The sequence below is a fragment of the Casimicrobium huifangae genome (genome assembly GCF_009746125.1).
GTDB classification, from domain to species: domain Bacteria; phylum Pseudomonadota; class Gammaproteobacteria; order Burkholderiales; family Casimicrobiaceae; genus Casimicrobium; species Casimicrobium huifangae.
Window position 1 is genome coordinate 4,213,242 of the sequence record NZ_CP041352.1, and the last position, 22,298, is coordinate 4,235,539.

Genomic DNA, 22,298 nt, shown 5'->3' on the forward strand with positions numbered 1-22,298 from the left:
AACATCGTGCTCAACCTCGCTCCCTTCGGTCGCTGGACGCTGCACCATAAAGCGGCGCAGCGCCGGTTTGCTTTACGTTAGGGAGCATCACGATGCCTCGATTTCTGTTTGCCATCCTCATCACGTTTGTTGTCAACGCCGCGGAAGCGGTGCCTCAATCCGACATCGAAGCATTTGCAGCCAAGATCGAGACGCCACTCCGAGCGGCGCGGTACATGGTGGATGCTTGCTCACCCACAACGATTGCTGGCTGGGAGGACTACGCCACCGTCCGTTGCAAGTACACGGTCACCGATAAGAAGACGGGTGCGACGAAAGACGGCTTGGTTGTTCTACTTAATCCCTCTTCCACTGTTCTCAGCGCCTGGATCATGAACGCGTGTGAAGCCATTCGACCGTCGGAGCCGCTCACCAACTGCGCGCAGCGTCTGTTTCGCCGCGTACTTGAGCAGTCTGGCGGACAATTTCCTGTCGCGGGCATCGTCTATGAAGACATCCTTCCTCACGATGGAGTACAAGAGGCATACGGATTTTCAGACGGTGTCACGACTCTTCTTCAAGGTGTTAAGCATCGCCGGACGGAGCCATTTTCAACGGCGGAGCTAGAAGCTGCGTTGAGCGCTCAGCCGATCAGGACTGCCAGCGAAGCTGCGTTCGCTCGACTAGTTGGCGTTTCGCGTGCCGAGTACCTGAAGTCGAATCCTTCGACGGATGTCACCAATCTAAATTGGCTAGCAGTCGTCCGAGGAGAGCACAAGAAGGCCATGAAGAGTGCTCGGAATGCACTATTCGAGGCTTGGCTGGCGGCGAATGCTCCCTAACCCCTCGCCCAAGCGCCGACGCGCAACGGCGCGGCTTAGCTCGAACGCTACACATCCCGCTTGAAAAACACCTGCCGCGCAGCCCACGCGAGCACGCCGAGGTCGTCGAGCCAGCCGATGACTGGAATAACGTCCGGGATCAGGTCGAGCGGGGAGATGATGTAGAGCAGTGCCAGCAGCGCGATGATGACGCGCTTCCACTTCGCCTGTGATTTGAGCGGCTGCTGGTTGGCCGGGATGACGACGGGAACCGGGTTGGTGGGTTGGGCAGGCATGACGCGACTCCTCGGGCAACAACAAATTCGCAACGCTCCAGCACGATCAGAGCGGCCACCTGCGCTCCATCACAAACAACGCTAGCGCCATTTCACAGACAACGCGAACGCTACTTCACAGACAACGCTAGCGTTGTGGCCACCCGGTCCGGCTGGCTGGTTTTCGCCGGCTGCGGGGCAGCGACGCTAACGCGGGCTGCGTCGAACTTGTTGACAGCCGTGAGCGTGTTGCGGATGGCCTCAGCGCGAAAGCCTGCGAGCGTGGCGTAGGCAATGTCTGGCACTTGCTGCTTGCCGCGCAACAGGCGGAACAGCTCGGGGTAATACTTGCCGCGCGCGTCTGCCGCCTCGCTGCGCCCCTTCTCGGTCAGCCGCTCGCGGGCGCCCTGCAGCAGGCCCGTGAGCGCATTGCCGGCGGGCGGCAGGTACTGTGCGCGCAGCTTCGCAGCGTCGTCACCGGCGCTGGCGGCCAGCTCGTCCAGCGCGGCCTGCACCTTGCTGTCGGTGAACGAGATCACCAGCGGCTCGTTGGCGCCCGGTGGCTTCATGCCGGCGCGTTTGCTCACTTCAAGCTTCAGGATGTTGTCGGCCAGCGCTTCACGATCACGCTCACGGTCAAAGCGGCCCTCGATGGCGAGCTTCAGTTGCGGCCGCTTTTCCAGCGCGGTGGCCAACTTGGCGAGCTTCTCGCGCTCGGGTGGCAGCAGGCGCGCTTCGCCCGGCTCAAACAGCACCGCTTCAAACTCTTCACCGCTGCCACCGAGCAGCGCGCCCAGCGCGCGGAACGGCGCGGTAACAATCTTGGTGAGCAGGTTGGTGATGGCCTTCCACACCAGGCCGCCCATCGAGAACTGCGGGTCGTCGAGCGAGCCCTGCACCGGCAGGCCCAGGTCGATCACGCCCTTGCTGTCGGAGAGCAGCGCAATGGCAAGGTCCAGCGGCAGGCTCGTCGCGTCCTTGCTTTCCACCCGCTCGCCCAGCTTCAGGTTGTCGATGACGATCTGGTTCTCGCCCTTCAGCTTGCGCTCAAGCACTTTGTATTCAAGCTCCAGCGAGAGCTTGCCGGATTCGATCTTGCGCCCGGCGAACTTGCCCGAATAAGGCGTGAGGTTGCGCATCTCAAGATTGCGGAAGCTGGCCTTGAGATCGGTGTACTGCGCGGCGCTGGCGGGGGCCACGGTGCCGGAGAGGCGTGCGAGGCCGAACTCATCCACCTTGCCCTCAAGCGATACCTCGGCGCGCGACGAAGCCTCGCTGGAGATGCCGACGATCAGGCCGGAGAGATCGGACACGCGGGTGCCAAATTGCGGTCGCAGCGAGAGATCGGCAAAGTGAACATCGCCACCGGTGACCTGCACGCGGTCGATCTTCACTTTGGTGGGGGCGGCATCGCCTGGGGCCGATGAGGCTGTTGTTGCCGGGGCTGCAGGCCCGGCTACCGCTGCTGGCGCAGAGGACAGCGCCGTTGTTGCGGGCGTTGCCGGGGCGCCAACCTTGCCGATCTGGGTGAGATTCAGCGAGCCGTCTTCACCGATCACGATGTCGCCGCGTGGCTGGTCGAGCAGCAGGTCAGCAAGTTCGACGCGGGTGCCGCCCGCGCCGGTAGTCAGCTTCAAGTCCTGCGACGACAGCTCGGCCCACTGCGCAAACATCTGTTGCGTCGATTGATCGGTGAGCTTGAGCTCGCGGATGGATGCCTTGCCGGCAAAGCGCAGGCTTTCACCGGTCTTGCTGGCTGTGGCCGCGCTGTTCAGGGCAAGTTTGCCGCCCAGGCTGGCCTCGCCAGTGTCGAGCGACAGCCGCGTGCTGTTGCTGAGATACGGCGAGAAGGCCGCCAGCGCCGCACGCTCGATGCCGAGATCAACCTCGCCCTGTTGCTGGCGCAAGTCATAGCGGGCCTTCGCCTGCAGTGTGCCGCCGCTTTGCAGCGTGGCACGGGCAGTGGCGGTGAGCGGCTTGCTGCCGGCGGCGCCGTTGAGTTCGATGCGATCCGTGTTGACGGCGATGCCGTCGAGCATGTGGCTGACCGGTTTGGCAAGCGCGCTATCGGTGACGGTCACGCGGCCACCGCTGAGCGCTACACCGGCGATGCTGATTGCAGTGGATAGCGCTGCCGTTGGTGCAGGTGCCGTTGGTGGCGCGGTAGTTGCTGCAACGCCGGCCTCCGGCGTAGCCGGGGCAAAGCGCCGCGCCACATCGACGCCACTACCGTCACGCGCGAGCGCGAGCAGCGGCGCGATGATTTCGATGCGTGGCAACTCGATCTTTGGCCCGGTCAGCGCGGTGTCGAACGCAGCGGCGCGAATCTCCTTCACGCCCAGCCACGGCGGAACGGCGCTGTCGGCTTTGCTGTCGCGCAGGGTCAAGTCATTGAGCGTGAGCCGCTTGCCGCTCAGGCGCAGCGCGACGGGCGTTGACAGTTCTGCGGTGGCGCCGAGCGTTGCATTGAGCGTCAACGCCGCGCGCTGCGGCACAGCAAAGGACTCATCAAGCAGGCCAATGCGCGCGGCATCGGTGACCAGCTCGCCGAGCGTGATGCGCCACGGCGGTGCCGCCGGGCTCGCGGGGGCGAGCGCGCTGGGCACGGAGAGCGTCGGGGGTGTTATCGCCGCCACGCCGGCTGCGTTGGCCGTGCTGGCGACGGTGGCGGTGCCAGCGGCGTTGGTGGTGCCGGCGGCGGAGAACGGCAGTGCCAGCGTGCCATCACGACGGCGCTCGAGAGCGGCACGCAGCTCGTCAATGCGAAGCTGCGGGATGTCGATGCGGCGCGCTGCGAGATCCACATTCACTGGCGCCGTGGTGGCGATTTGCCCGATTGCGAGCAGCGGCTCCTTGCGCCCGCCCACCGTCGTCTGCAGGCCGCCCGCGCTGACCTGCAGGGGCAGCACAGCAACCAGTTGCTGTTCACGGCCATCAATGCGCGTTTTTGCCCACGATGCGGACAGCGGCGTGATACGCAGAGTCTTCATCTCCGCAACATCTTCGCCCTGCGAGGCGCGCAGCCCGCTCACCTCCAGCACACCGCCACCAATGCCCGCTGCGGCGAAGTCGGTGCCGAACGCAGCGCTGTAGTTGGCGCGCAACGTCGCAACGCCGTCCAGCGTGACGGGCAGCTTCGCGCCCGCCATCGCTGCGGCGCGCGCGAGCGGCAGATTGCTGACGGTCAGTTCGCCGGAGCTTTCGATCGGGTTGAGGCCGACCCTACCTTGCCAATGCACACGGGTCTGGTCGTTGAGCGTAGCCTCCAGCGAGTAGTCGCCGCGATCGCGCGGCAGCGTCGAAAGTTTTTCGATGCTGAACGACAGCGGCGTCAGCGTCAGACGGTCACGGCCAGCGGCTTCCCGCTCGTCGATCAGCCGCACACTGCCCTGATCGACCGTCACGTTACGCAGCAGGACGCGCGGGACGGTGCTGCTCGGCGGCCCGTCAGACTTCGGGAAAGCATCGACGAAGCGCTGCCAGTCGATGCTGCCGTCCTTGCCGATGCGGGCGTTGATTTCGGGCTTGGTCAAGCTCAGTTTGTCGACCGTCCACGCCACGTTGAACAGCGACGACCATGCGCCGCGCAGCTCAAGCTCATGGAGGCTTGCCAGCGTTGCGCCGCCGTCCTTGAGCGACACCTCACTGACGGCGAGATGCAGGGTAAACGGGTTGAACGATGCCTGGCCAACGTGCAGCACGCGGCCAGTCTTGTCCTTGATCCAGGCCGGCGCGACCGATTGCAGCAGATGCGGCACTGTAACGGCAAGCTGGCCAAGCAGCAGGCCAACAACGGCGAGCGCGATCAGTGCAATCAGCCGCAGTCGATGCCAGTTGCGGCGGGGCTGCAACGGCGGTGGCGCGGAAGCAGATGCGGTGGAGGAAGAGGAAACAGCGAGAGCCATGCCTTCATTGTTGCAAATGGCGCCGGTGCGCGTTGCCGCGCAGGCGCCAGCTCGCTGACAACGTCAGCGGGTGAACTTGCCGTCCTTGTTGATGATCGACAAGTCGACGAAATCAAGGCCGGTGTGATCGCTGGCGGAGTAACCCACCTCCAGACCGCCGAGGTCGTAGCCGCGAATGCCTTCCAGGGCGGCGCGCACCTTTTCGCCACTCGGGTCCTTGCCTGCGCGGCGCAGGCCCTCCACCAGCACCTTGGCAGTGGTGTAACCCTCGACCATTGCCGGCGACACCTCGGTGAGGTTCTTCGCTTTCGCCAGCGCCAGGATTTCCTTGATCAGCGGCGAGGCGATCGAACGTTCGTTCGGGAAAACCTGGGTGATGATGGTGCCACGGGCGTTCTCGCCGAGCGCCTTGACGAAACCGCCGGACGCATTGTTCGAGAGTGTGACCAGCTGCGCGCGCGAGCCAGTCGCGCGGATCGCTTTCAGCGCGTCCACCACATGGGTTCCAGAGCCGACCACCATCACCGCCTGCGGCGAAGTGTTACGGACGTCGAGCGAGAGCTGGGCGAAGTCAGGCTTGCTGCGGTCGTATTTGCCGAGAAATACCGGCTTCAGTTTGGCGCCTTCAAACCCGGCCTTGATCCCGACCAGCGCGTCGGCGCCAAAGGTGTCATCGACATGCAGGACCCCAATGCTGGTGATGCCGATCGAGCCAAGCAGGCTGACCGCCTTTTCCGCCTCGCGCTGATAGGTCGAGCGTACGTTGAACACGTTGCGACGGACCGGATCGTGCAGCAGCATGGCGCCGGTGGAGGGGCCCACCAGCGGCACCTTCAGTTCGTCCAGCACCGGGATGATCTGCTCGTTGTGCGGCGTGCCTCGGGTGAGGAATAGTGCTACTGCGCCCTTTTCGCTGATCAGCGTGCGGGCGTTGGCGGCGGCAAGCTTGGGATCGAACTTGTCGTCGAGCATGACGTGCTCGATCTTCTGACCGTTGACGCCGCCCTTTGCGTTGACCGAATCGATGTAGAGCTTGGCGCCGTCGGTCGCCTCCTTGACCGTGGCAGCAACCGCGCCGGTAAACCCGGCAGTCTGACCGACGATGATCTGCGCGCTGGCGCACTGGGCAACCAGCCCGCCGCTAATGACCAGTGTCCCTGCTGCGGCAACGACCATGCGTCGCAGTGAGCAATGTTTCAACATGACAACCTCCTTTGTTGACACCGCAGTCGCCCTGTTCCGGGCAGCTTGCAGCCAGGAGAAGCTATCTTATGACGCAGTCATGTTGCTGACAATGACGTCCGGCGCTACCTTTGGGCAGGGATTGTTCGCCGAAACCTTTTAGGCTTGCGGCGCGATGCAAGAGGATCTGAACCTACCGCCCCGCTCGGAGCGATGCCGTGCTGTCGTATTGCAGGGCGTTGGCCAACGCTGCGGTGCGCGTGATCAGCTGAATACGACCGTCTTGTTGCCGTTCACCAGCACGCGATGCTCGGCGTGCCACTTGACGGCGCGCGCAAGGGCGCGGCATTCGAGATCACTGCCGACCTCGGTCAGCGCCTCGGCACTCATCGAATGGTTCACACGGGCTACATCCTGCTCGATGATCGGGCCTTCGTCGAGATCGGTAGTGACGTAGTGCGCGGTGGCGCCGATCAGCTTGACGCCGCGCTCGTGGGCCTGATAGTAGGGCCGCGCCCCCTTGAAGCTGGGCAGGAACGAGTGATGGATGTTGATCGCGCGGCCAGCCAGATGCTCGCACAGCGTGGGCGACAGCACCTGCATGTAGCGGGCGAGCACGACCAGGTCAATCTGCTTCTCGGCCACGATTTCGCGCAACTTGGCTTCCTGTGCCAGCTTGGTCTCCGGCGTCACCGGCAGATGGAAGAACGGAATGTTGTAACTCGCCGCGAGCTGGTAGTAGTCCATGTGGTTGCTGACGATTGCCGGGATGTCGATTGGCAACTGTCCGCTCTTGTGACGGAACAGCAAATCGTTCAGGCAGTGCCCCTGCTTCGACACCATGATCAGCGTACGAACACGCGTCGCAGTCGGGTAGAAATTCGCCTGCATGGCAAGCTCCTGTGCCGTTGCGGCAAAGCGTTCGTGCAGCGCGGCAGCCGTCGTCGCAACGTCGCCCAGTTCGAACTGCACACGCATGAAGAAGCGGTTGGTGCCGACGTCATCAAACTGCGCCGCTTCGAGAATGTTGGCGCCCTGCTCCACCAGAAAGCCGGAGACACGATGCACAATGCCGGGACGATCGGGGCAGGACAGGGCGAGTACGAATTGCGGTTTGCTGGTCATGGATGCGTCAAACAATGCCGGGCCGGCGCAGCAGTTGCCAGCGACAGAAGGCGGTGATGGTCTTGCCGTCGGTGATGCGGTTGTTGGCGATCATCGCTGCGATCTCATCGGGTGTCGCGGCGAACAGTTCGAGGAGCTCGTCCTGATCGGGAACGGCATCGCCGGCGACCAACCCGTTGGCGTGAAAGATATGAATCACTTCATCGGCATAGCCGATGGAAGGGTGCATGTGCCCCAGCGTGTGCCACGAGCGCGCCCAGTAGCCAGTCTCTTCCTTCAGCTCGCGTTGCGCAGCCACCAGCGGATTCTCATCGCGATCCAGCTTGCCAGCCGGAAACTCAATCAGCACGGCACCGACCGGGTAGCGGTATTGGCGCTCAAGGAGCAATTTGCCGTCTTCAAACTCGGCCACGATGCATGCTGCCCCGGGATGCTTGATGTACTCTCGGGTGCCCTGCCGGCCACTCGGCAGCGCCACCGTGTCGCGCACGACGTGCAGAAGTTTGCCGTGGAAGATCTCCTCACGTGACACAAAGTGCTCGGTCAGATGGGCGTCGTCGGTGGTCGTTTTTTCTGCCGCCGTCTCGCCCGCGACGGGCCGCCCGCTCACAGCCAGTCCTTTGCCACCAGGAAGTCTGCGTAGAGCGCGTGCTCGGGTGTGCCGGGCTCGGGTGCATAGCTGTAACGCCAGCGCACCTCGGGCGGCATGCTCATCAGAATCGCCTCGGTGCGGCCGTTCGACTGCAATCCGAAATGGGTGCCACGATCCCAGACCAGGTTGAATTCAACATAGCGGCCGCGACGATATAACTGCCAGTCGCGCTCGCGTTCGCTGTAGGGCGTGTCACAGCGCAGCGTGAGGATCGGCAGGTAACCGGGCACGAAGTGCTCGCCGACCGAGCGCATCAGCGCGAAGCTATCTTCAAAGCCGAGTTCGCTGAAATCATCGAAGAAAGTGCCGCCGATGCCGCGCGGCTCGTTACGATGTTTCAGGAAGAAATACTCGTCGCATTGCTTCTTGAAGCGCGGGTAGAACTGCGGCCCGAAACGATGCGCGGAGAGTTGCGCCTGCGTGTGCCAGTGAATGGCATCCTCGGCGAAGCCATAGTAGGGCGTGAGATCCATGCCGCCGCCGAACCACCAGACCGGCGCCGAATTTTCCGGGGTCGCGATGAAAAAACGCACGTTCATGTGCGTGGTCGGTGCGTACGGATTGCGCGGGTGGATCACCAACGACACGCCCATCGCTTCCCAGGGGGCACCCTTGAGTTCCGGGCGCTGCGCCGTGGCCGAAGGAGGCATACGGGTACCGAGCACGTGCGAAAAGTTCACACCGCCACGTTCAATGACGCGGCCGCCTTCGATTAGCCGCGAAATGCCGCCGCCGCCCTCAGGGCGCTGCCATTCATCACGCAGAAAGCTGCCGCCGTCCGCTCCCTCAAGTGCACTGACGATGCTGGCCTGCAGGCCGACGAGAAAATCGCGGACGCGCGCGACGTCGTTGCGGTTGACGTTGGTCACGGCCGCCTCGCTCATCGTTTGATTGCCCGCCAGCCAATATCGCGTCGCATCTGCATGCCTTCAAACGCAATGCTGTCAGCCACTTCATACGCACGCTTCTGAGCGATCTTCACGGTGTCACCAAGCGCTGTGACGCAAAGCACGCGACCGCCGGACGTGACAATCTGATCGCCCGCCAGCGCGGTACCCGCATGGAACACATGCGCATCCTCGGCCGTCGGACCAAGGCCGCGGATCGCGTCGCCCTTGCGTGGATTGTCCGGGTAGCCATGCGCGGCAAGCACTGCACCGAGGGCGACGCGACGGTCCCAATCGGTATCAATCTGGTCGAGCGTGCCATTGATGCCGTGTTCGACGAGATCAACCAGATCGCTTTTGAGGCGCATCATGATCGGCTGCGTCTCGGGATCACCGAATCGACAGTTGAATTCGAGCGTTTTGGGATCGCCCGCTTCGTCGATCATCACCCCGGCGTAGAGAAAGCCGGTGTAGGTAATGCCGTCCTTCGCCATTCCGGCGACCGTCGGCAGGATGATTTCGCGCATGATGCGGGCATGCATCTGCGGTGTCACGATGGGCGCGGGCGAGTAGGCACCCATACCACCAGTGTTGGGTCCAGCATCGCCATCAAGCAGACGCTTGTGGTCCTGGCTTGACGCCATCGCCAGCACGTTCTTGCCGTCAACCATGACGATGAAGCTCGCCTCTTCGCCAACGAGGAATTCTTCGATGACGACGCGCGCACCGGCAGCACCAAAGGTGTTGTCAGCCAACATCATGTCGATGGCAGCGTGCGCCTCGGCTAGCGACATTGCAACCACAACCCCCTTGCCGGCAGCCAATCCGTCAGCCTTGATGACAATGGGGGCGCCCTTCGCATCAACGTAGGCATGAGCGGCCGAGACATCGGTGAAGGTCTCGTATTCCGCAGTCGGGATGCCATGGCGCTTCATGAAGGCCTTGGCGAAGTCCTTTGACGATTCAAGCTGCGCGGCCGCCTGCGTCGGCCCGAAGATCTTCAGACCTTCCGCCCGAAAGGCATCGACCACGCCAGCAGCCAGCGGCGCCTCGGGGCCGACCACAGTCATGCCGACTTTCTCGTTCTTGGCCAGCGCAAGCCATTGCTCGACGTTGTTGGCCAGCGCATTCTCGCAGTTGGCTTCAGTAGCGGTGCCGGCATTGCCAGGGGCGACAATTACGTTTTGCACCCGCTCGCTTTGCGCGAGCTTCCAGGCCAGCGCGTGCTCGCGCCCGCCGGAGCCGATGACCAGAACTTTCATGAGGCTCCTGCGTGTTAGTGGCGGAAGTGACGAACGCCGGTGGTCACCATCGCAACGCCGCGTTCGTTAGCCGCGTTGATGACTTCCTCATCGCGCATGCTGCCGCCCGGCTGGATCACTGCGATGGCGCCTGCGTCGGCGAGCACATCGAGACCATCGCGGAACGGGAAGAAGGCATCGCTGGCCGCGACCGAGCCGGCGAGTGTCAAACCGGCGTGCTCCGCCTTGATCTTGGCGATACGTGCCGAATCAAGGCGGCTCATCTGCCCGGCACCGATGCCGATCGTCTGGCCATCTTTGGCGAAGACGATGGCGTTCGATTTGACGAACTGCGCGACGGTCCAAACGAACTGCATGTCCTTCAACTGCTGCGCAGTCGGCGCCTTGCTGGTGACGACCTTGAGTGCCGACGGATCAAGGCGATGCGTATCAGCGCTTTGCACCAGCAGGCCGCCACCTACGCGTTTCATCTCGATTGCATTGGCACTGTCGTAGAGGCTACGCAGGGGCACAGTCAGCACCCGCACATTGGTCTTCTTCGCAAGCAGCGCCAATGCATCGGCGGTGTATTCCGGCGCAATCAGCACTTCCAGGAACTGTTTGCTGACAGCCTCTGCGCAAGCCGCATCGACAGTGCGGTTGAAGGCGATGATGCCACCGAACGCCGAAGTCGGATCGGTGGCAAAGGCGCGGTTGTAGGCGGCAAGGGGCGTATCGCCCAGCGCCACACCGCAGGGATTGGCGTGCTTGACGATCACGCAGCAGGTATCCGCAAAGGCGCGCACACATTCCCACGCTGCGTCGGCATCGGCCACGTTGTTGTACGAGAGCTCCTTGCCCTGCAACTGCGTGTACTTCGATAGCGTGCCACCGGCCGGCGCTTCATCACGATAGAACGCCGCGCTCTGATGCGGATTCTCACCGTAGCGCATGTCTTGCGCCTTGGTCCACTGCAACGTCAGCACATCGGGATAGGCGCGCGGCTCACCTTCGAGCTCGCGGCAGGTCAGGTAGTTGCCAATTGCGGCGTCGTATGCGGCGGTGTGCGTAAACGCCTTCTTCGCGAGCGCGAACCGCGTCTTGCGTGACAGCGTGCCAGCGTTCGCGTTCATCTCGTCGGCGAGCGCTGCGTAGTCATCGCTGTCCACCACGATCGCGACACCTTCCCAGTTCTTCGCGGCGGCGCGGACCATGGTCGGACCGCCAATGTCAATGTTCTCGATGGCGTCCTCCAGCGTACAGCCCGGCTTGGCGACGGTCTCACGAAACGGATAGAGGTTGACCACGACGAGGTCGATGAGCGGAATGCCGGCGCCTTCGACGGCCGTCATGTGCTCGGGCAGCAAGCGGTTGGCGAGGATGCCGCCGTGCACTTTAGGGTGCAGCGTCTTCACGCGGCCGTCGAGCATCTCAGGGAAGCCGGTGTAGTCACCAACGTCAATGACCTTGAGCCCGGCGTCGCGGATCAGCTTGGCCGTGCCGCCCGTCGACAGCAGCTCGACGCCGTGCGCAGACAGTGCCTTGGCGAATTCGAGGAGACCTGATTTGTCAGAGACGGAGAGCAGTGCGCGGGTAATTTTTCGGTTCATGATGTTCGCGCGCCGCAGCTTACGCTTGATAGGGTTTGATCTTGTACTTGTCGAGCTTGGCACGCAGTGTGTTGCGATTGATGCCGAGCATCCCTGCCGCTTCCGACTGATTGCCCTTGGTGCGCGTCAGCACGTCGCTGATCAGCGTCTTCTCGACACTGCCAATCACCAGCTCGTACAGGTTGTCGGCGGGTTCGCCGTCCAGCTTTTCCAGGTATTCGTTAAGCGAATTGCCGACCGCCTCGGCAATCGCTGCGTGACCATTCAGTTTGGGTCGTTTCATTGTTGTTGTTCTCTCGATTCGGTTTTTTCTAGTGCAAAGTTTCGACGCCTGCCACCGGGTAAGGCGACAAAGGCAGCGTGTCATGGCTATCGGCCAGGCGCGCAAAATAGCGGCGGACGGCGGCCAGTTGCGCGTCAGCCTCGGTCAGCTGGTTGAGTTCATCGCGAAACGATTCGCCCCCCGGCAAACCTTCGGTGTACCAGCCAATGTGTTTGCGCGCGCTGCGCACGCCGGTATCGTTGCCGTACAGCGCGTAGTGATCCTGCAGATGGGCGTCCATCAGGGCAGCGACCTCTTGCGTTGTCGGTGCCGCCGGCAAGCTGCCGTGCCCAAGAAAGTATCCGGTATCGCGAAAGATCCACGGTCGGCCTTGCGCCGCGCGCCCGATCATCACTGCGTCGGCCCCGGTGTAATCCAGCACCGCTTTCGCCTTGTGTGGTGAATCGATATCGCCATTGGCAATGACCGGAATGCCGACGTTCGCCTTCACGTCACGGATGCTGTCATACTCAACGGTGCCGTCGTCGAAGTCGCAGGCACGCGTGCGACCATGCAGCGTTAGCGCCTGAATTCCGGCGTTCTCGGCAATTTTCGCGATGCGAATGGCATTGCGGTTCTCGGGGCTCCAGCCGGTGCGCGTCTTCAGCGTGACCGGCACCTCGACCGCATTGACCACCGCCTCGAGGATACGCGCAACGAGAGCCTCGTCGCGCAGCAAAGCGGAACCAGCATCGGCCTTGCACACCTTCTTCTTGGGGCAACCCATGTTGATGTCGATGATCTGGGCGCCACGCGACACGTTGAACTGCGCCGCCTCGGCCATCATCGCCGGATCGTTGCCCGCGATCTGCACCGCGATCGGCGCATGCTCGCCGTCGTGATTCATGCGGCGCATCGATTTGGGCGTCTGCCACAGGTCAGGCTTGGACGCGACCATCTCGCTGACCGCATAACCCGCGCCCAGTTCACGGCACAACTTGCGGAACGGACGGTCCGTGACCCCGGCCATCGGCGCGATCACGAGCCGATTTTTGAGGGAATAGGGGCCGATGCGCAACATATGTGTGCAGAAAAACAGGGGTGGGGAACGCGACGTGGAAAATGATTATAGCGGCTGCCGTGCCCGATATTTAGGCAAGAACGTGCGGCATACCATGACGCAGCGCCGCAGTTGCGCTGCGGACCTGCTGCGCCTACGCCAAAGTTCCAGACTGCACGGCAATAGTCTCGTGCCACTGTTCCGGCTGTAACACCGGAAAGGGCATCCGGCGGCGCATCTTGAGCAATGCGCGGTCGTAGGTCAACAGCGCATCGGCATTGCCACACAGCGCCGTTTCTAGAAATTTCTGGTCGTCACGATCGCTGCAGCGACGCAGTGTGGCGGCTAGCGTTTCATCAATGTCAACCCACTCGATGAACGGCTCCAGCGTTGCCAGTGCCGCAGCGATGCCGGGCTCATCCAGCCTGAACATCGGATAGGTGAGTACCCGCTTCAGTTCACCGAAGGTCCCGACCGACAAGAGCGGCGCCAGTGTGCCCGCCTGCCATGCGGCGCGCAGTGGTTGATGGCGCGAGTCGCGGAAAACCAGCGCCGAGACAAGGACGTTGGTGTCGAGAACCAGCCGGCTCATCTGCCCGTCACCGCCAGCACCGCGTGCGGCCGGGTTTACTGCGCCGTCCAGCCACCATCCATCGTGTAGGCGCTACCGGTGATGGAGCCGCCGGCTTCCGTGGTGAGAAACAGGGCGAGCTCGGCAAGATGCTCCGGCGACACGAAGCGCTCGCTGGGTTGTTTCTCGCCGACCAGTTGCCGCGTTGCATCGTCAATCGAAACGCCCTGCGCAGCGGCGCGCGCTTCGATCTGCTTGCGCACTAGCGGGGTATCGACCCATCCGGGACAAATCGCGTTGCAGGTAATCTGCGTCTTTGCGTTTTCCAGCGCCGTTACCTTGGTCAGGCCGATGATGCCGTGCTTGGACGCAACATAGGCGCTTTTGTTGATCGACGCTACCAGCCCGTGCGCCGACGCCACGTTGATGATGCGACCCCAACCCCGCTTCTGCATGTCGGCAAGGGCAATCTTGCTGGTGTGGAACGCGCTCGACAGGTTGATGGCAATGACGGCATCCCATTTGTCGTCCGGAAAATCCGGGATTGATGACACATGCTGGATTCCGGCGTTGTTGATCAGGACGTCAATGCGGCCACAAAGCGCGAGGGTCTGCTTCACCAGCATCTGGGCTTCTGCCCCTTTCGACAAGTCTGCCGGCACGAAATGCACGCGAGTTTTTGCCGATTCGGCGATCTCCTCGCGTAGACAGTCGATTTCTGCCGGGTCGCCAAAGCCGTTCATCACCACTTCGGCACCCGCCATCGCGAGACGCCTCGCCATCGCCAGGCCGATACCACTGGTCGAGCCAGTCACCAGCGCAACACGGTTTTCAAGAGTTTTCATGCCCGGGGCCTCGAATCGGAAAATTGCTGCGACGCATCATATCGGAGTTTCATTCCTCCATCCTGACGCCGGCGCTGGCTTTGCTGCCGAGCACCCGCTTGAACTCGGCAAGCGTTCGCGCACGTGCCGCAGCGTGGTCGACAATCGGCAGTGGGTAGCTCTGGCCCGGCACAAAATTTCGCGACCGCTGCTCGACCGGCGATGTCAACCAGGGGGCATGGATGTCGCGGTCGGACAGCACGGCGACTTCCGGCACATACTTGCGGATGAACGCGCCCTGGGTATCAAATTTTTCGCTCTGGCTGACCGGATTGAAAATGCGGAAGTAAGGCTGTGCATCGCAACCGGTGGATGCGGCCCACTGCCAGCCGCCATTGTTGGCGGCGAGGTCGTAGTCATTTAATTTGTCGGCGAAGTAGCGTTCTCCCCAGCGCCAGTCGACGAGCAGATCCTTGGTCAGAAAGCTGGCGGCAATCATGCGCAGGCGGTTGTGCATGTAGCCGGTCTGGTTGAGCTGGCGCATGGCGGCGTCAACGATCGGATAGCCGGTTCGTCCCTCGCACCACGCGGCAAACTGCGCGTGGTCGTTCTGCCAGCGAATGTTGTCGTATTCCGGCTTGAACGACCGCGTGACCACCTGCGGGTTGTGATGCAGGACATGAAAGTAAAAATCACGCCAGATCAGCTCGGAAAGCCATATCTCGGCCCCGCGCGAGCCTTCCTGCCAGCGTTGCCATGCAGCAGCGACAAGACTGCGGATCGACACCGTGCCGAATCGCAGATGCGTGGAAAGGTAGGACGGCCCCTTGATTCCCGGAAAGTCACGGGCATCGGCGTAACGGTCTATGCGCTGCAGGAATTCGGCGAACAGACTGGCACCGCCAGACATGCCGGTCGGCAACGACAGCTGACGGAGATTGGTTGACTCAAAGCCCAGCTCGGCGAGCATTGGAATCGCCGCTGCAGTGGGCTCCAATGTCCTTGCCAGCTTCGACTGGTACTTTTCGATTGGATAGGGTTTGACGTAGAACGCTTCCAGTCGCCTTAGCCACGCGTTTTTGTAAGGTGTAAAGACCGAGAAGAAGCGGCCGGCGCCAGTCAGTACCTCGTCTTTTTCGAAGATGACCTGATCCTTTCGCGTTTCGAAGGTGATGCCCTGTGCCTGCAACTGCGCGGCTACGCGCCCATCGCGAGCACAGGCAGACGGTTCATAGTCATGATTGGTGAACACGGCATCAACATTGAGCTCCGCAGCCAATGCCGGTATCGCGTCACCAGCCGTAGCATGCAATACGTGGAGCGAGCCACCGCCAACCTCCAGCGCCGCCCGCAGTTCAACCACGGCAGCGTGAATGAACTCTACCCGCCGATCATGGCGATCTGGCAATCCGTCAAGTATTTCCCGGTCGAACACAAAGACGCAATGAACTTGTGCCGAATTCACCAGGGCGGCGTGCAATGCAGCGTTGTCGAAGGCGCGGAGGTCGCGGCGAAACCACATCAGGGCGGAACGATATTGCATGGGCAGCGGACGCCAGCGGCGGGGAAAAGCGGGAGAAACGGCACGTAGAATAGAGCCTATGGAATCCAGTTGTCTGGCCGGTCATTTTCTGATCGCCATGCCCGCCATGGTTGACCCCAATTTCAAGGGTACGGTGACCTATTTGTGCGAGCACAATGAGCGCGGTGCGCTGGGTGTGGTCGTCAACCGGCCAACCGATCTGACCATGGAATCACTGCTGGAACAAATTGAGATCAAGGTGTCCGACCTGGCGTTATCGCAGCGCAAAGTCCATTTCGGCGGCCCGGTGAGTGTCGAGCATGGCTTCGTACTGCATCGCTCGCACGGCTCCTGGAATTCCTCGATTGTCGTCAGTGACGAGTTATCGCTGACCACCTCCAAGGACATTCTGGAAGCTGTTGCGCAGGGAGGTGGGCCGCGTGAGTGGTTGCTGACGCTCGGCTACGCTGGCTGGGGTGCCGGCCAGCTCGAAGAGGAAATCGCCGCCAACGCGTGGCTCACCGTGCCGGCTGACGCCGATCTGCTGTTTGAAACCGCGCCAGAAGCACTGCTGGATGCTGCTGTGGCCCGGCTCGGCATTTCGCGTCTATCGCTTTCCGGTATTGCAGGGCACGCGTGAGTCCGCGCACTTATCTCGCGTTTGACTTCGGCGAACGACGCATCGGAGTCGCCATTGGAAACGATCTGACGACGACAGCGCGGGCGCTGACAGCCATTGACGCCAGCAACGACGAAGCACGGTTTGAAGCCGTGGCCACGCTGGTGGCCGAGTGGCAGCCGTCCGCTTTCATCGTTGGCCGCCCGACACACCCCGATGGCGCGGCACACGCCATGACGGCACGCTGCGAGAAGTTCGCCAGGCAATTGCGCGGCCGATTCTCGCGCCCCGCTCTTCTGGTTGACGAGCGTTACACCAGCGTGGAAGCGGCGAGACTGTTGTCCGGTGGCAAGCTGACCGGGCAGCGCAGAAAGCAGGCCATCGATGCCGAAGCCGCGGCGCAGATTCTGCGCCGTTTTTTTGCAGAGGGTGCGATTGATATCGACAGCCTTGCTGCCACTAATGCTCACTGAAAATGGGAACAGCCATGAGCAATCACAATCTTCCCGATGCCGAGCAGTTATTTGCTGCGTTGAAGGCGCAGATGGCGCCCGCCATCGCACGTGACGCAAAACTGGTCGGCGTTTATTCCGGCGGCGCCTGGCTGGCCGATCGCCTGGCGGCCGAGCTTGACGGCGATCACGCTGTTGGCTACGTCGATGTCTCCTTCTATCGCGACGATCTCTCCACCAGCGGCCTCAAGGCCAACGTCCGCAGTACGCAGATCCCGTTTTCGGTACAGGATGCGCATATCGTTCTGGTCGATGACGTACTGTTCACCGGGCGCTCCATACGCGCAGCGATCAATACGCTGTTCGACTTTGGCCGACCGGCCTCGGTGCAATTGGCGGTACTGGTTGACCGCGGCGGTCGCGAGATTCCGGTGGCTGCCGACTACGTGGGTGCGCCACTCATCGTGGCCCGTGACCTGATGCTTGCCCTAGATCGCGACGAAAGCGGCAAGTTTGTCCTGACAACCGAACCGTGGAAAGCACGTTGATGCTGTCGAAGAAAAACCTGCAACTCAACGACAACGGCGATCTGCATCACCTGCTCGCGATCGAGGGCTTGCCAAAGCGCATCATCGAGCGAATTCTCGACACGGCTGAGAGTTTTGTCGGCATCAACGAGCGGGAAGTCAAGGTGGTGCCGCTGTTGCGTGGCAAATCGATTTTCAACATCTTCTTCGAGAATTCCACGCGCACACGCACTACCTTCGAAATCGCCGCCAAGCGACTGTCGGCCGACGTCGTGAGTCTTGACGTCGCGCGATCAAGCACCAACAAGGGCGAGACCATCCTTGACACCATCGCCAACCTCACCGCGATGCATGCCGACATGTTCGTGGTCCGCCACAGCGAAAGCGGCGCACCGCATCTGATCGCACAGCACGCGGCGCCACATGTGCATGTCGTTAACGCCGGAGACGGGCGTCACGAGCACCCCACGCAGGGCCTGCTGGATGTATTCACGATCCGTCACTACAAGAAAGATTTCACCCGCCTGACGGTGGCGATTGTGGGCGACGTGCTGCACTCGCGGGTGGCGCGTTCACAGATTCATGCGCTGACCACGCTGGGGGTGCCCGAGCTGCGCATCATCGGCCCACGAACGCTGTTGCCCGCGGACATTGAGCGCCTTGGCGTGCGCGTATTTACCTCGCTGGACGAGGGCCTCAGAGGCGTCGATGTCGTCACCATGTTGCGGCTGCAGAACGAGCGCATGAGCGGCGCGCTGCTGCCGTCGGCCAGTGAGTACTTTTCGCGCTACGGACTGACGCCACAAAAGCTGGCGCTCGCCAAGCCGGATGCGATCGTGCTGCATCCCGGACCAATGAATCGTGGCGTGGAGATTGACTCCGCCGTCGCCGATGGCACACAGTCGGTCATCCTGCCGCAGGTGACATTTGGTATTGCCGTGCGCATGGCAGTCATGGCCATCCTTGCCGGAGCAACCCGATGAAGATCGCAATTCGCAAAGGGCGTGTTGTCGACCCGGCCACGTCGTTCGACAAGCAGGCCGATTTGTTCATTGCTGCAGGAAAAATTGTCAGCATTGGCGCTGCGCCAACTGACTGGCACAGCAACCGCGAAATCAATGCCGACGGTTGCATCGTCGCACCGGGGCTGGTCGACCTGGCGGTACACGTCAAGCGCGGCACGCTGGCGACCGAAGTCGCTGCCGCCTCGGCCGGTGGCATTACCAGCATGGTCTGCTCGCCGGACACCGACCCGGTGCTTGACGAACCGGGCCTCGTGGACATGCTGCGACTGCGGGCGCAATCCTTTCATGCCACGCACCTTTACCCGCTGGGCGCGCTGACGCGAGCGCTTGCCGGTACACAACTGGCAGAACTGTCGAAGCTCGCGCAGGCGGGTTGTATCGCCTTTTCGCAGGCCGATTGCGCGATTGCTGACACCCAGGTCCTGATGCGTGCGATGCAGTACGCCGCAACCTTCGGTTATGCGGTGTGGCTGCAGCCCGAGGACTTGCATCTGGCCAGAAATGGTGTTGCGCACGAAGGTGAAGTGGCTTCCCGTCTCGGTCTGGCCGGGATACCGTCCAGTGCTGAAGTGGTAGCACTGGCCAGCCATCTGGAGCTGGCACGCGCAACGGGTGCCCGCCTGCACGTCTGCCGGGTTTCGACGGCAGATTCGGTAGCGATGATCCGCGACGCCAAGGCACGTGGCGTCGCGGTGACAGCAGACGTCTCAATCAACCACTTGCATCTGATCGACATCGACATCGGACACTACGATTCCAACTTCCGGCTGTCGCCCCCCTTGCGTACGGCAAGGGACCGCGATGCGCTGCGTAGCGGCGTGATTGACGGCACCATTGATGCTGTCGTCTCCGATCATACGCCCCGCCCGGATGATGCCAAGCAGTTGCCATTTGCCGAGGCGGCGCCGGGTGCATCGGGTCTTGAGGTGCTGCTTTCTCTGGTGCTGCGTCTGGCGGAAACTTCCCGCGTGCCGCTAACCGACGCACTGGGCTGGATCACGCACCGCGCCGCTGCCGCTGCCGGGCTGCCGGCAGGGCGCATCGCCGCCGATCTGCCGGCCGACATTTGTGTGTTCGACGCTGGCGCTTACCGGCTGATTACCCGGGCCGGACTGCGAAGCGCCGGCAAGAACTCACCGTTTGTAGGCTACGAGCTTCCCGGCGTCGTGCGGGCCACTATCGCTGGTGGCCACGTTGCCTATGAGGCGACTGCCTGACCGCGATCAGGACAGCAAATCAGCCACTGCGCAGGCAACCACTTGAGTTGCCTTGCGCAAGTCTTCGAGCAGCAGATTTTCATCGGCACGTTTTGCGTTGGATTCCGGCACCGTGCGCGGGCCAGCGCCATAAAGCACCACCGGAATCCCAGCTTCGCCGTACAGACGGGCATCGGTGTAAAGCGGCACACCAATCGCCGGAATCGGCTCACCCATGATGCGTTCACCATGCTTCTGCAAGGCAGCGACCAGCTTTGCGTTGCCGGGCAGCGGCTTCAGCGCATTAGCCAGCAGGATACGCTTGATCTCGACGCGAATGCCGGTACGCCCCGCCACGGCGCCTTCGATCATCGCGCGCACTTGCGCCTCGACCTCGGCCGGATTCTCCTCCGGGATCAGGCGGCGATCCATCTTCATGACGACTTTGCCGGGCACTACGTTGGTGTTGGTGCCGCCAGCGATCTGGCCGACCAGCATCGTGGGCGTGTTGATGCCGGGGACTTTCGATTTGATCTTGGCGAGATCGGGCAGCTTGCCGTAGATCGCGTTCAGGATCGCGTTAGCTGCCTGCAGGGCGTCGTGGCCGGTTTCGGGCATCGAGCCGTGCGTCGCCGTGCCGTGCACGGTGACTTCGAATTGCAGGCAACCGTTGTGCGCGGTGACGATGGTGTAGCTGAAACTGGCGCCGATGACATAGTCCGGTTTCGTCGCCTTTTGCTCCAGCAGATAGCCGGGGCCGGCCAGGCCACCGAATTCCTCATCGTAGGTGAGGTGCAGCTCAACGTTGCCATTGAGTTTTGCGCCCGCTCTTTCTGCGGCCTTGAGTGCGTCCAGCGCAAAGGTGAAGCCCGCGATGTCGCTTTTGCTCACGGCCACGCCGCGGGCGTACATGCGGCCGTCCCTGACTTCGCCACCGTAGGGGTCGAACGACCAGCCTTCGCCCGGTGGCACCACATCGCCATGCGCATTAAGCGCAATGGTCGGGCCGGTGCCAGTGCCGAACTTCTGCCGCACAATCAGGTTGGTGATCGACTGCATGCCATAGTCGCGCACACGCTGCTCGGGCACCGCGAAGCGCTCAACGTTGTAGCCCTTGGCAGTCAGCAGTTCGGCTGCTTTTTCTGCCGGTGGATTGTTATGGCCGGGCGGCGTGTCGGATGGCACACGCACTATCTGACGCAGAAATTCGATCTGCTCCGCGTGGTGGGAATCAATGAACTGGGCGAGGGTGGCTTCGATGGTCATAAGAGCGAATCAGATGGCACGGTCCACACGTTGCGCGCGGTCTGCCTTGAATTCTGGTGGTTGGTAGTGTTCAAAAAAGTGCAGAAGTACCTGCGTGGCGGTTTCAGCATCCTCCGCCGTGATCGTCTCGTCGGGATGGTGACTGATGCCGTTGTTGCCGCAGCGCATGAAGAGCATTGCCATTGGCGCTACGGCCGGGAAGACCATCGCGTCGTGCCCGGCGCCGCTGGGCAAATAGCGCGGCGCAATGCCCTGGGCGGCGATGGCCACCTCGAACTGCTTCTGCAGCGAAGGGTCGCACAATGCTGCAGGCTCGTCGTAAAGCGTTTCAATGGCTAGCCGCACGTTGCGTCGCGCTGCGATGCGCAGCAGCTCACTCTTGAACGCAGCGACGGCTGCTGTGCGAATGCTGTCGGTGCCTGAGCGCACGTCGATGGTGAACTCCACATCCTGCGGAATGACGTTGATGGCGCCGGGTTTGACCGTGAGCTTGCCGACGGTACCGACCAGCCCGGCGTTCTCCGTGCAATAGCGTTCCACCAGCAGGATCATCTCGGCAGCAGCGGTCAGCGCGTCCTGCCGCGCCCCCATGGGCACGGTGCCGGCGTGGCCGGCGAGGCCGGTGACATTGAGTCGCATGCGCGTGGCGCCGGCAATCGCGGTCACCACACCCACGGCCAGCCCCTCGTTCAACAGCACTGGCCCCTGCTCGATATGCGACTCGACAAACGCCACCACGTCACCGTGCTCACCATTGCGACGATCGAGCGATTGCCACGCGTCAGGGTCACCGCCGAAGTCAATGATCGCTTGCCGCATGCTGACGCCGCTGGAGTCGGTGCGTTCCAGCCAGGCCGGGTCGAACTGCCCTGCCATCGCGCGGCTACCCACCAGCGTCGCCGGGAAGCGAACGCCCTCCTCGTCACCGAAGCCAACGACTTCCAGCGTGTAGGGCAGCCGCTTGCCCTGGCGGTGCAGTTCGCGCACGCAGGCAATCGGCGAGAGGATGCCGAATAGCCCGTCGTACTTGCCGGCGTTGCGGACACTGTCCTGATGTGAACCGGTCATCACCACCGGCGCGAAAGGCACACCCGCCTCGTAGCGCCCAACGATGTTGCCGAGTTCGTCGAAACCGGCGGTCATGCCAGCGTCCCGCATGAGGCCGATCAGGTACTCGCCCGCCTGCTTGTGTTCTTTCGACAGGTAGGTGCGGGTGACTTGCGGCGCGTCCTCGCTGAATGTCGCCAGCAGGTCCGCCTGCCTGAGAATGTCGGGGCCGAATTTCATGCCGGGTCTC

21 protein-coding genes are annotated in these 22,298 nt (G+C 62.4%); 6 read left to right on the forward strand and 15 right to left on the reverse strand.

Annotated elements, in window-relative coordinates:
* Positions 1–92 precede the first annotated feature (92 nt).
* A complete protein-coding gene (locus tag FKL89_RS19085) occupies positions 93–821 on the forward strand; it encodes a hypothetical protein (RefSeq protein ID WP_156864304.1) in 729 nt (242 codons plus the stop codon).
* Between the two features lie 47 nt (positions 822–868).
* Here the strand turns inward: FKL89_RS19085 and FKL89_RS19090 are convergent, their stop codons facing one another.
* The 13 genes from FKL89_RS19090 to FKL89_RS19150 all read right to left on the reverse strand — a co-directional run bounded on the left by FKL89_RS19090 (position 869) and on the right by FKL89_RS19150 (position 15,937).
* Positions 869–1,096, reverse strand: coding sequence for a YkvA family protein (locus FKL89_RS19090; protein ID WP_156864305.1), 228 nt, complete (start codon positions 1,094–1,096; stop codon positions 869–871).
* A gap of 110 nt (positions 1,097–1,206) precedes the next feature.
* On the reverse strand, positions 1,207–4,980 hold the full coding sequence (locus FKL89_RS19095) for a DUF748 domain-containing protein (protein ID WP_156864306.1): 3,774 nt from the start codon (positions 4,978–4,980) through the stop codon (positions 1,207–1,209).
* Positions 4,981–5,043: 63 nt separating this feature from the next.
* Positions 5,044–6,156, reverse strand: a complete 1,113-nt coding sequence (locus FKL89_RS19100; protein ID WP_156864798.1) for an ABC transporter substrate-binding protein — start codon at positions 6,154–6,156, stop codon at positions 5,044–5,046.
* Between the two features lie 270 nt (positions 6,157–6,426).
* Positions 6,427–7,287 (reverse strand): formyltetrahydrofolate deformylase, encoded by an 861-nt coding sequence (purU, locus tag FKL89_RS19105; protein ID WP_156864307.1) that lies wholly within the window; start codon positions 7,285–7,287, stop codon positions 6,427–6,429.
* Positions 7,288–7,294: 7 nt separating this feature from the next.
* A complete protein-coding gene (locus FKL89_RS19110; protein ID WP_162527593.1) occupies positions 7,295–7,897 on the reverse strand; it encodes an NUDIX domain-containing protein in 603 nt (200 codons plus the stop codon).
* Positions 7,894–8,823 (reverse strand): oxygen-dependent coproporphyrinogen oxidase, encoded by a 930-nt coding sequence (gene hemF / locus FKL89_RS19115; RefSeq protein WP_156864309.1) that lies wholly within the window; start codon positions 8,821–8,823, stop codon positions 7,894–7,896. Before hemF ends, FKL89_RS19110 begins: the two co-directional genes overlap by 4 nt.
* Entirely contained in the window at positions 8,820–10,088 is a 1,269-nt protein-coding gene (gene purD / locus FKL89_RS19120; protein WP_156864310.1) for a phosphoribosylamine--glycine ligase, read from the reverse strand. Before purD ends, hemF begins: the two co-directional genes overlap by 4 nt.
* A gap of 14 nt (positions 10,089–10,102) precedes the next feature.
* Complete coding sequence (gene purH, locus FKL89_RS19125; protein ID WP_156864311.1) at positions 10,103–11,677, reverse strand: bifunctional phosphoribosylaminoimidazolecarboxamide formyltransferase/IMP cyclohydrolase; 1,575 nt, start codon at positions 11,675–11,677, stop codon at positions 10,103–10,105.
* Between the two features lie 19 nt (positions 11,678–11,696).
* Complete coding sequence (locus FKL89_RS19130; RefSeq protein WP_156864312.1) at positions 11,697–11,960, reverse strand: helix-turn-helix domain-containing protein; 264 nt, start codon at positions 11,958–11,960, stop codon at positions 11,697–11,699.
* Between the two features lie 28 nt (positions 11,961–11,988).
* Entirely contained in the window at positions 11,989–13,017 is a 1,029-nt protein-coding gene (gene dusB / locus FKL89_RS19135; RefSeq protein WP_156864313.1) for a tRNA dihydrouridine synthase DusB, read from the reverse strand.
* Between the two features lie 136 nt (positions 13,018–13,153).
* Positions 13,154–13,591: a putative toxin-antitoxin system toxin component, PIN family gene (locus FKL89_RS19140; protein ID WP_156864314.1), complete on the reverse strand. Its 438-nt coding sequence runs from the start codon at positions 13,589–13,591 to the stop codon at positions 13,154–13,156.
* Positions 13,592–13,626: 35 nt separating this feature from the next.
* The gene (locus FKL89_RS19145) at positions 13,627–14,415 is read right to left on the reverse strand and encodes a 3-hydroxybutyrate dehydrogenase (protein ID WP_156864315.1); all 789 of its coding nucleotides are present in this window, start codon (positions 14,413–14,415) and stop codon (positions 13,627–13,629) included.
* Positions 14,416–14,464: 49 nt separating this feature from the next.
* Entirely contained in the window at positions 14,465–15,937 is a 1,473-nt protein-coding gene (locus FKL89_RS19150; RefSeq protein WP_156864316.1) for a cryptochrome/photolyase family protein, read from the reverse strand.
* 58 nt (positions 15,938–15,995) lie between these two features.
* Here FKL89_RS19150 and FKL89_RS19155 point away from each other — a divergent pair, with 58 nt between their 5' ends.
* Genes FKL89_RS19155 through FKL89_RS19175 form a run of 5 tightly spaced genes read left to right on the forward strand, consistent with a single transcriptional unit; the run spans position 15,996 to position 19,756 of the window.
* Positions 15,996–16,556: a YqgE/AlgH family protein gene (locus FKL89_RS19155; RefSeq protein WP_156864799.1), complete on the forward strand. Its 561-nt coding sequence runs from the start codon at positions 15,996–15,998 to the stop codon at positions 16,554–16,556.
* Positions 16,553–17,008, forward strand: a complete 456-nt coding sequence (gene ruvX / locus FKL89_RS19160; protein WP_156864317.1) for a Holliday junction resolvase RuvX — start codon at positions 16,553–16,555, stop codon at positions 17,006–17,008. The genes FKL89_RS19155 and ruvX overlap by 4 nt, the downstream gene beginning before the upstream one ends.
* A gap of 14 nt (positions 17,009–17,022) precedes the next feature.
* Entirely contained in the window at positions 17,023–17,535 is a 513-nt protein-coding gene (gene pyrR, locus FKL89_RS19165) for a bifunctional pyr operon transcriptional regulator/uracil phosphoribosyltransferase PyrR (protein WP_156864318.1), read from the forward strand.
* Positions 17,535–18,497 (forward strand): aspartate carbamoyltransferase catalytic subunit, encoded by a 963-nt coding sequence (locus FKL89_RS19170; RefSeq protein ID WP_156864800.1) that lies wholly within the window; start codon positions 17,535–17,537, stop codon positions 18,495–18,497. The genes pyrR and FKL89_RS19170 overlap by 1 nt, the downstream gene beginning before the upstream one ends.
* Positions 18,494–19,756 (forward strand): dihydroorotase, encoded by a 1,263-nt coding sequence (locus tag FKL89_RS19175; protein ID WP_156864319.1) that lies wholly within the window; start codon positions 18,494–18,496, stop codon positions 19,754–19,756. The genes FKL89_RS19170 and FKL89_RS19175 overlap by 4 nt, the downstream gene beginning before the upstream one ends.
* Positions 19,757–19,762: 6 nt before the next feature.
* On the opposite strand, the gene FKL89_RS19180 is transcribed toward FKL89_RS19175, so the two are convergent.
* Both FKL89_RS19180 and FKL89_RS19185 read right to left on the reverse strand, forming a co-directional pair.
* Positions 19,763–21,001, reverse strand: coding sequence for an ArgE/DapE family deacylase (locus tag FKL89_RS19180; RefSeq protein ID WP_156864320.1), 1,239 nt, complete (start codon positions 20,999–21,001; stop codon positions 19,763–19,765).
* A 9-nt stretch (positions 21,002–21,010) separates the two neighbouring features.
* Positions 21,011–22,288 carry an allantoate amidohydrolase gene (locus FKL89_RS19185; protein WP_156864321.1) on the reverse strand — a complete coding sequence of 426 codons (1,278 nt, stop codon included), beginning with the start codon at positions 22,286–22,288 and terminating at the stop codon, positions 21,011–21,013.
* Positions 22,289–22,298: the final 10 nt, after the last annotated feature.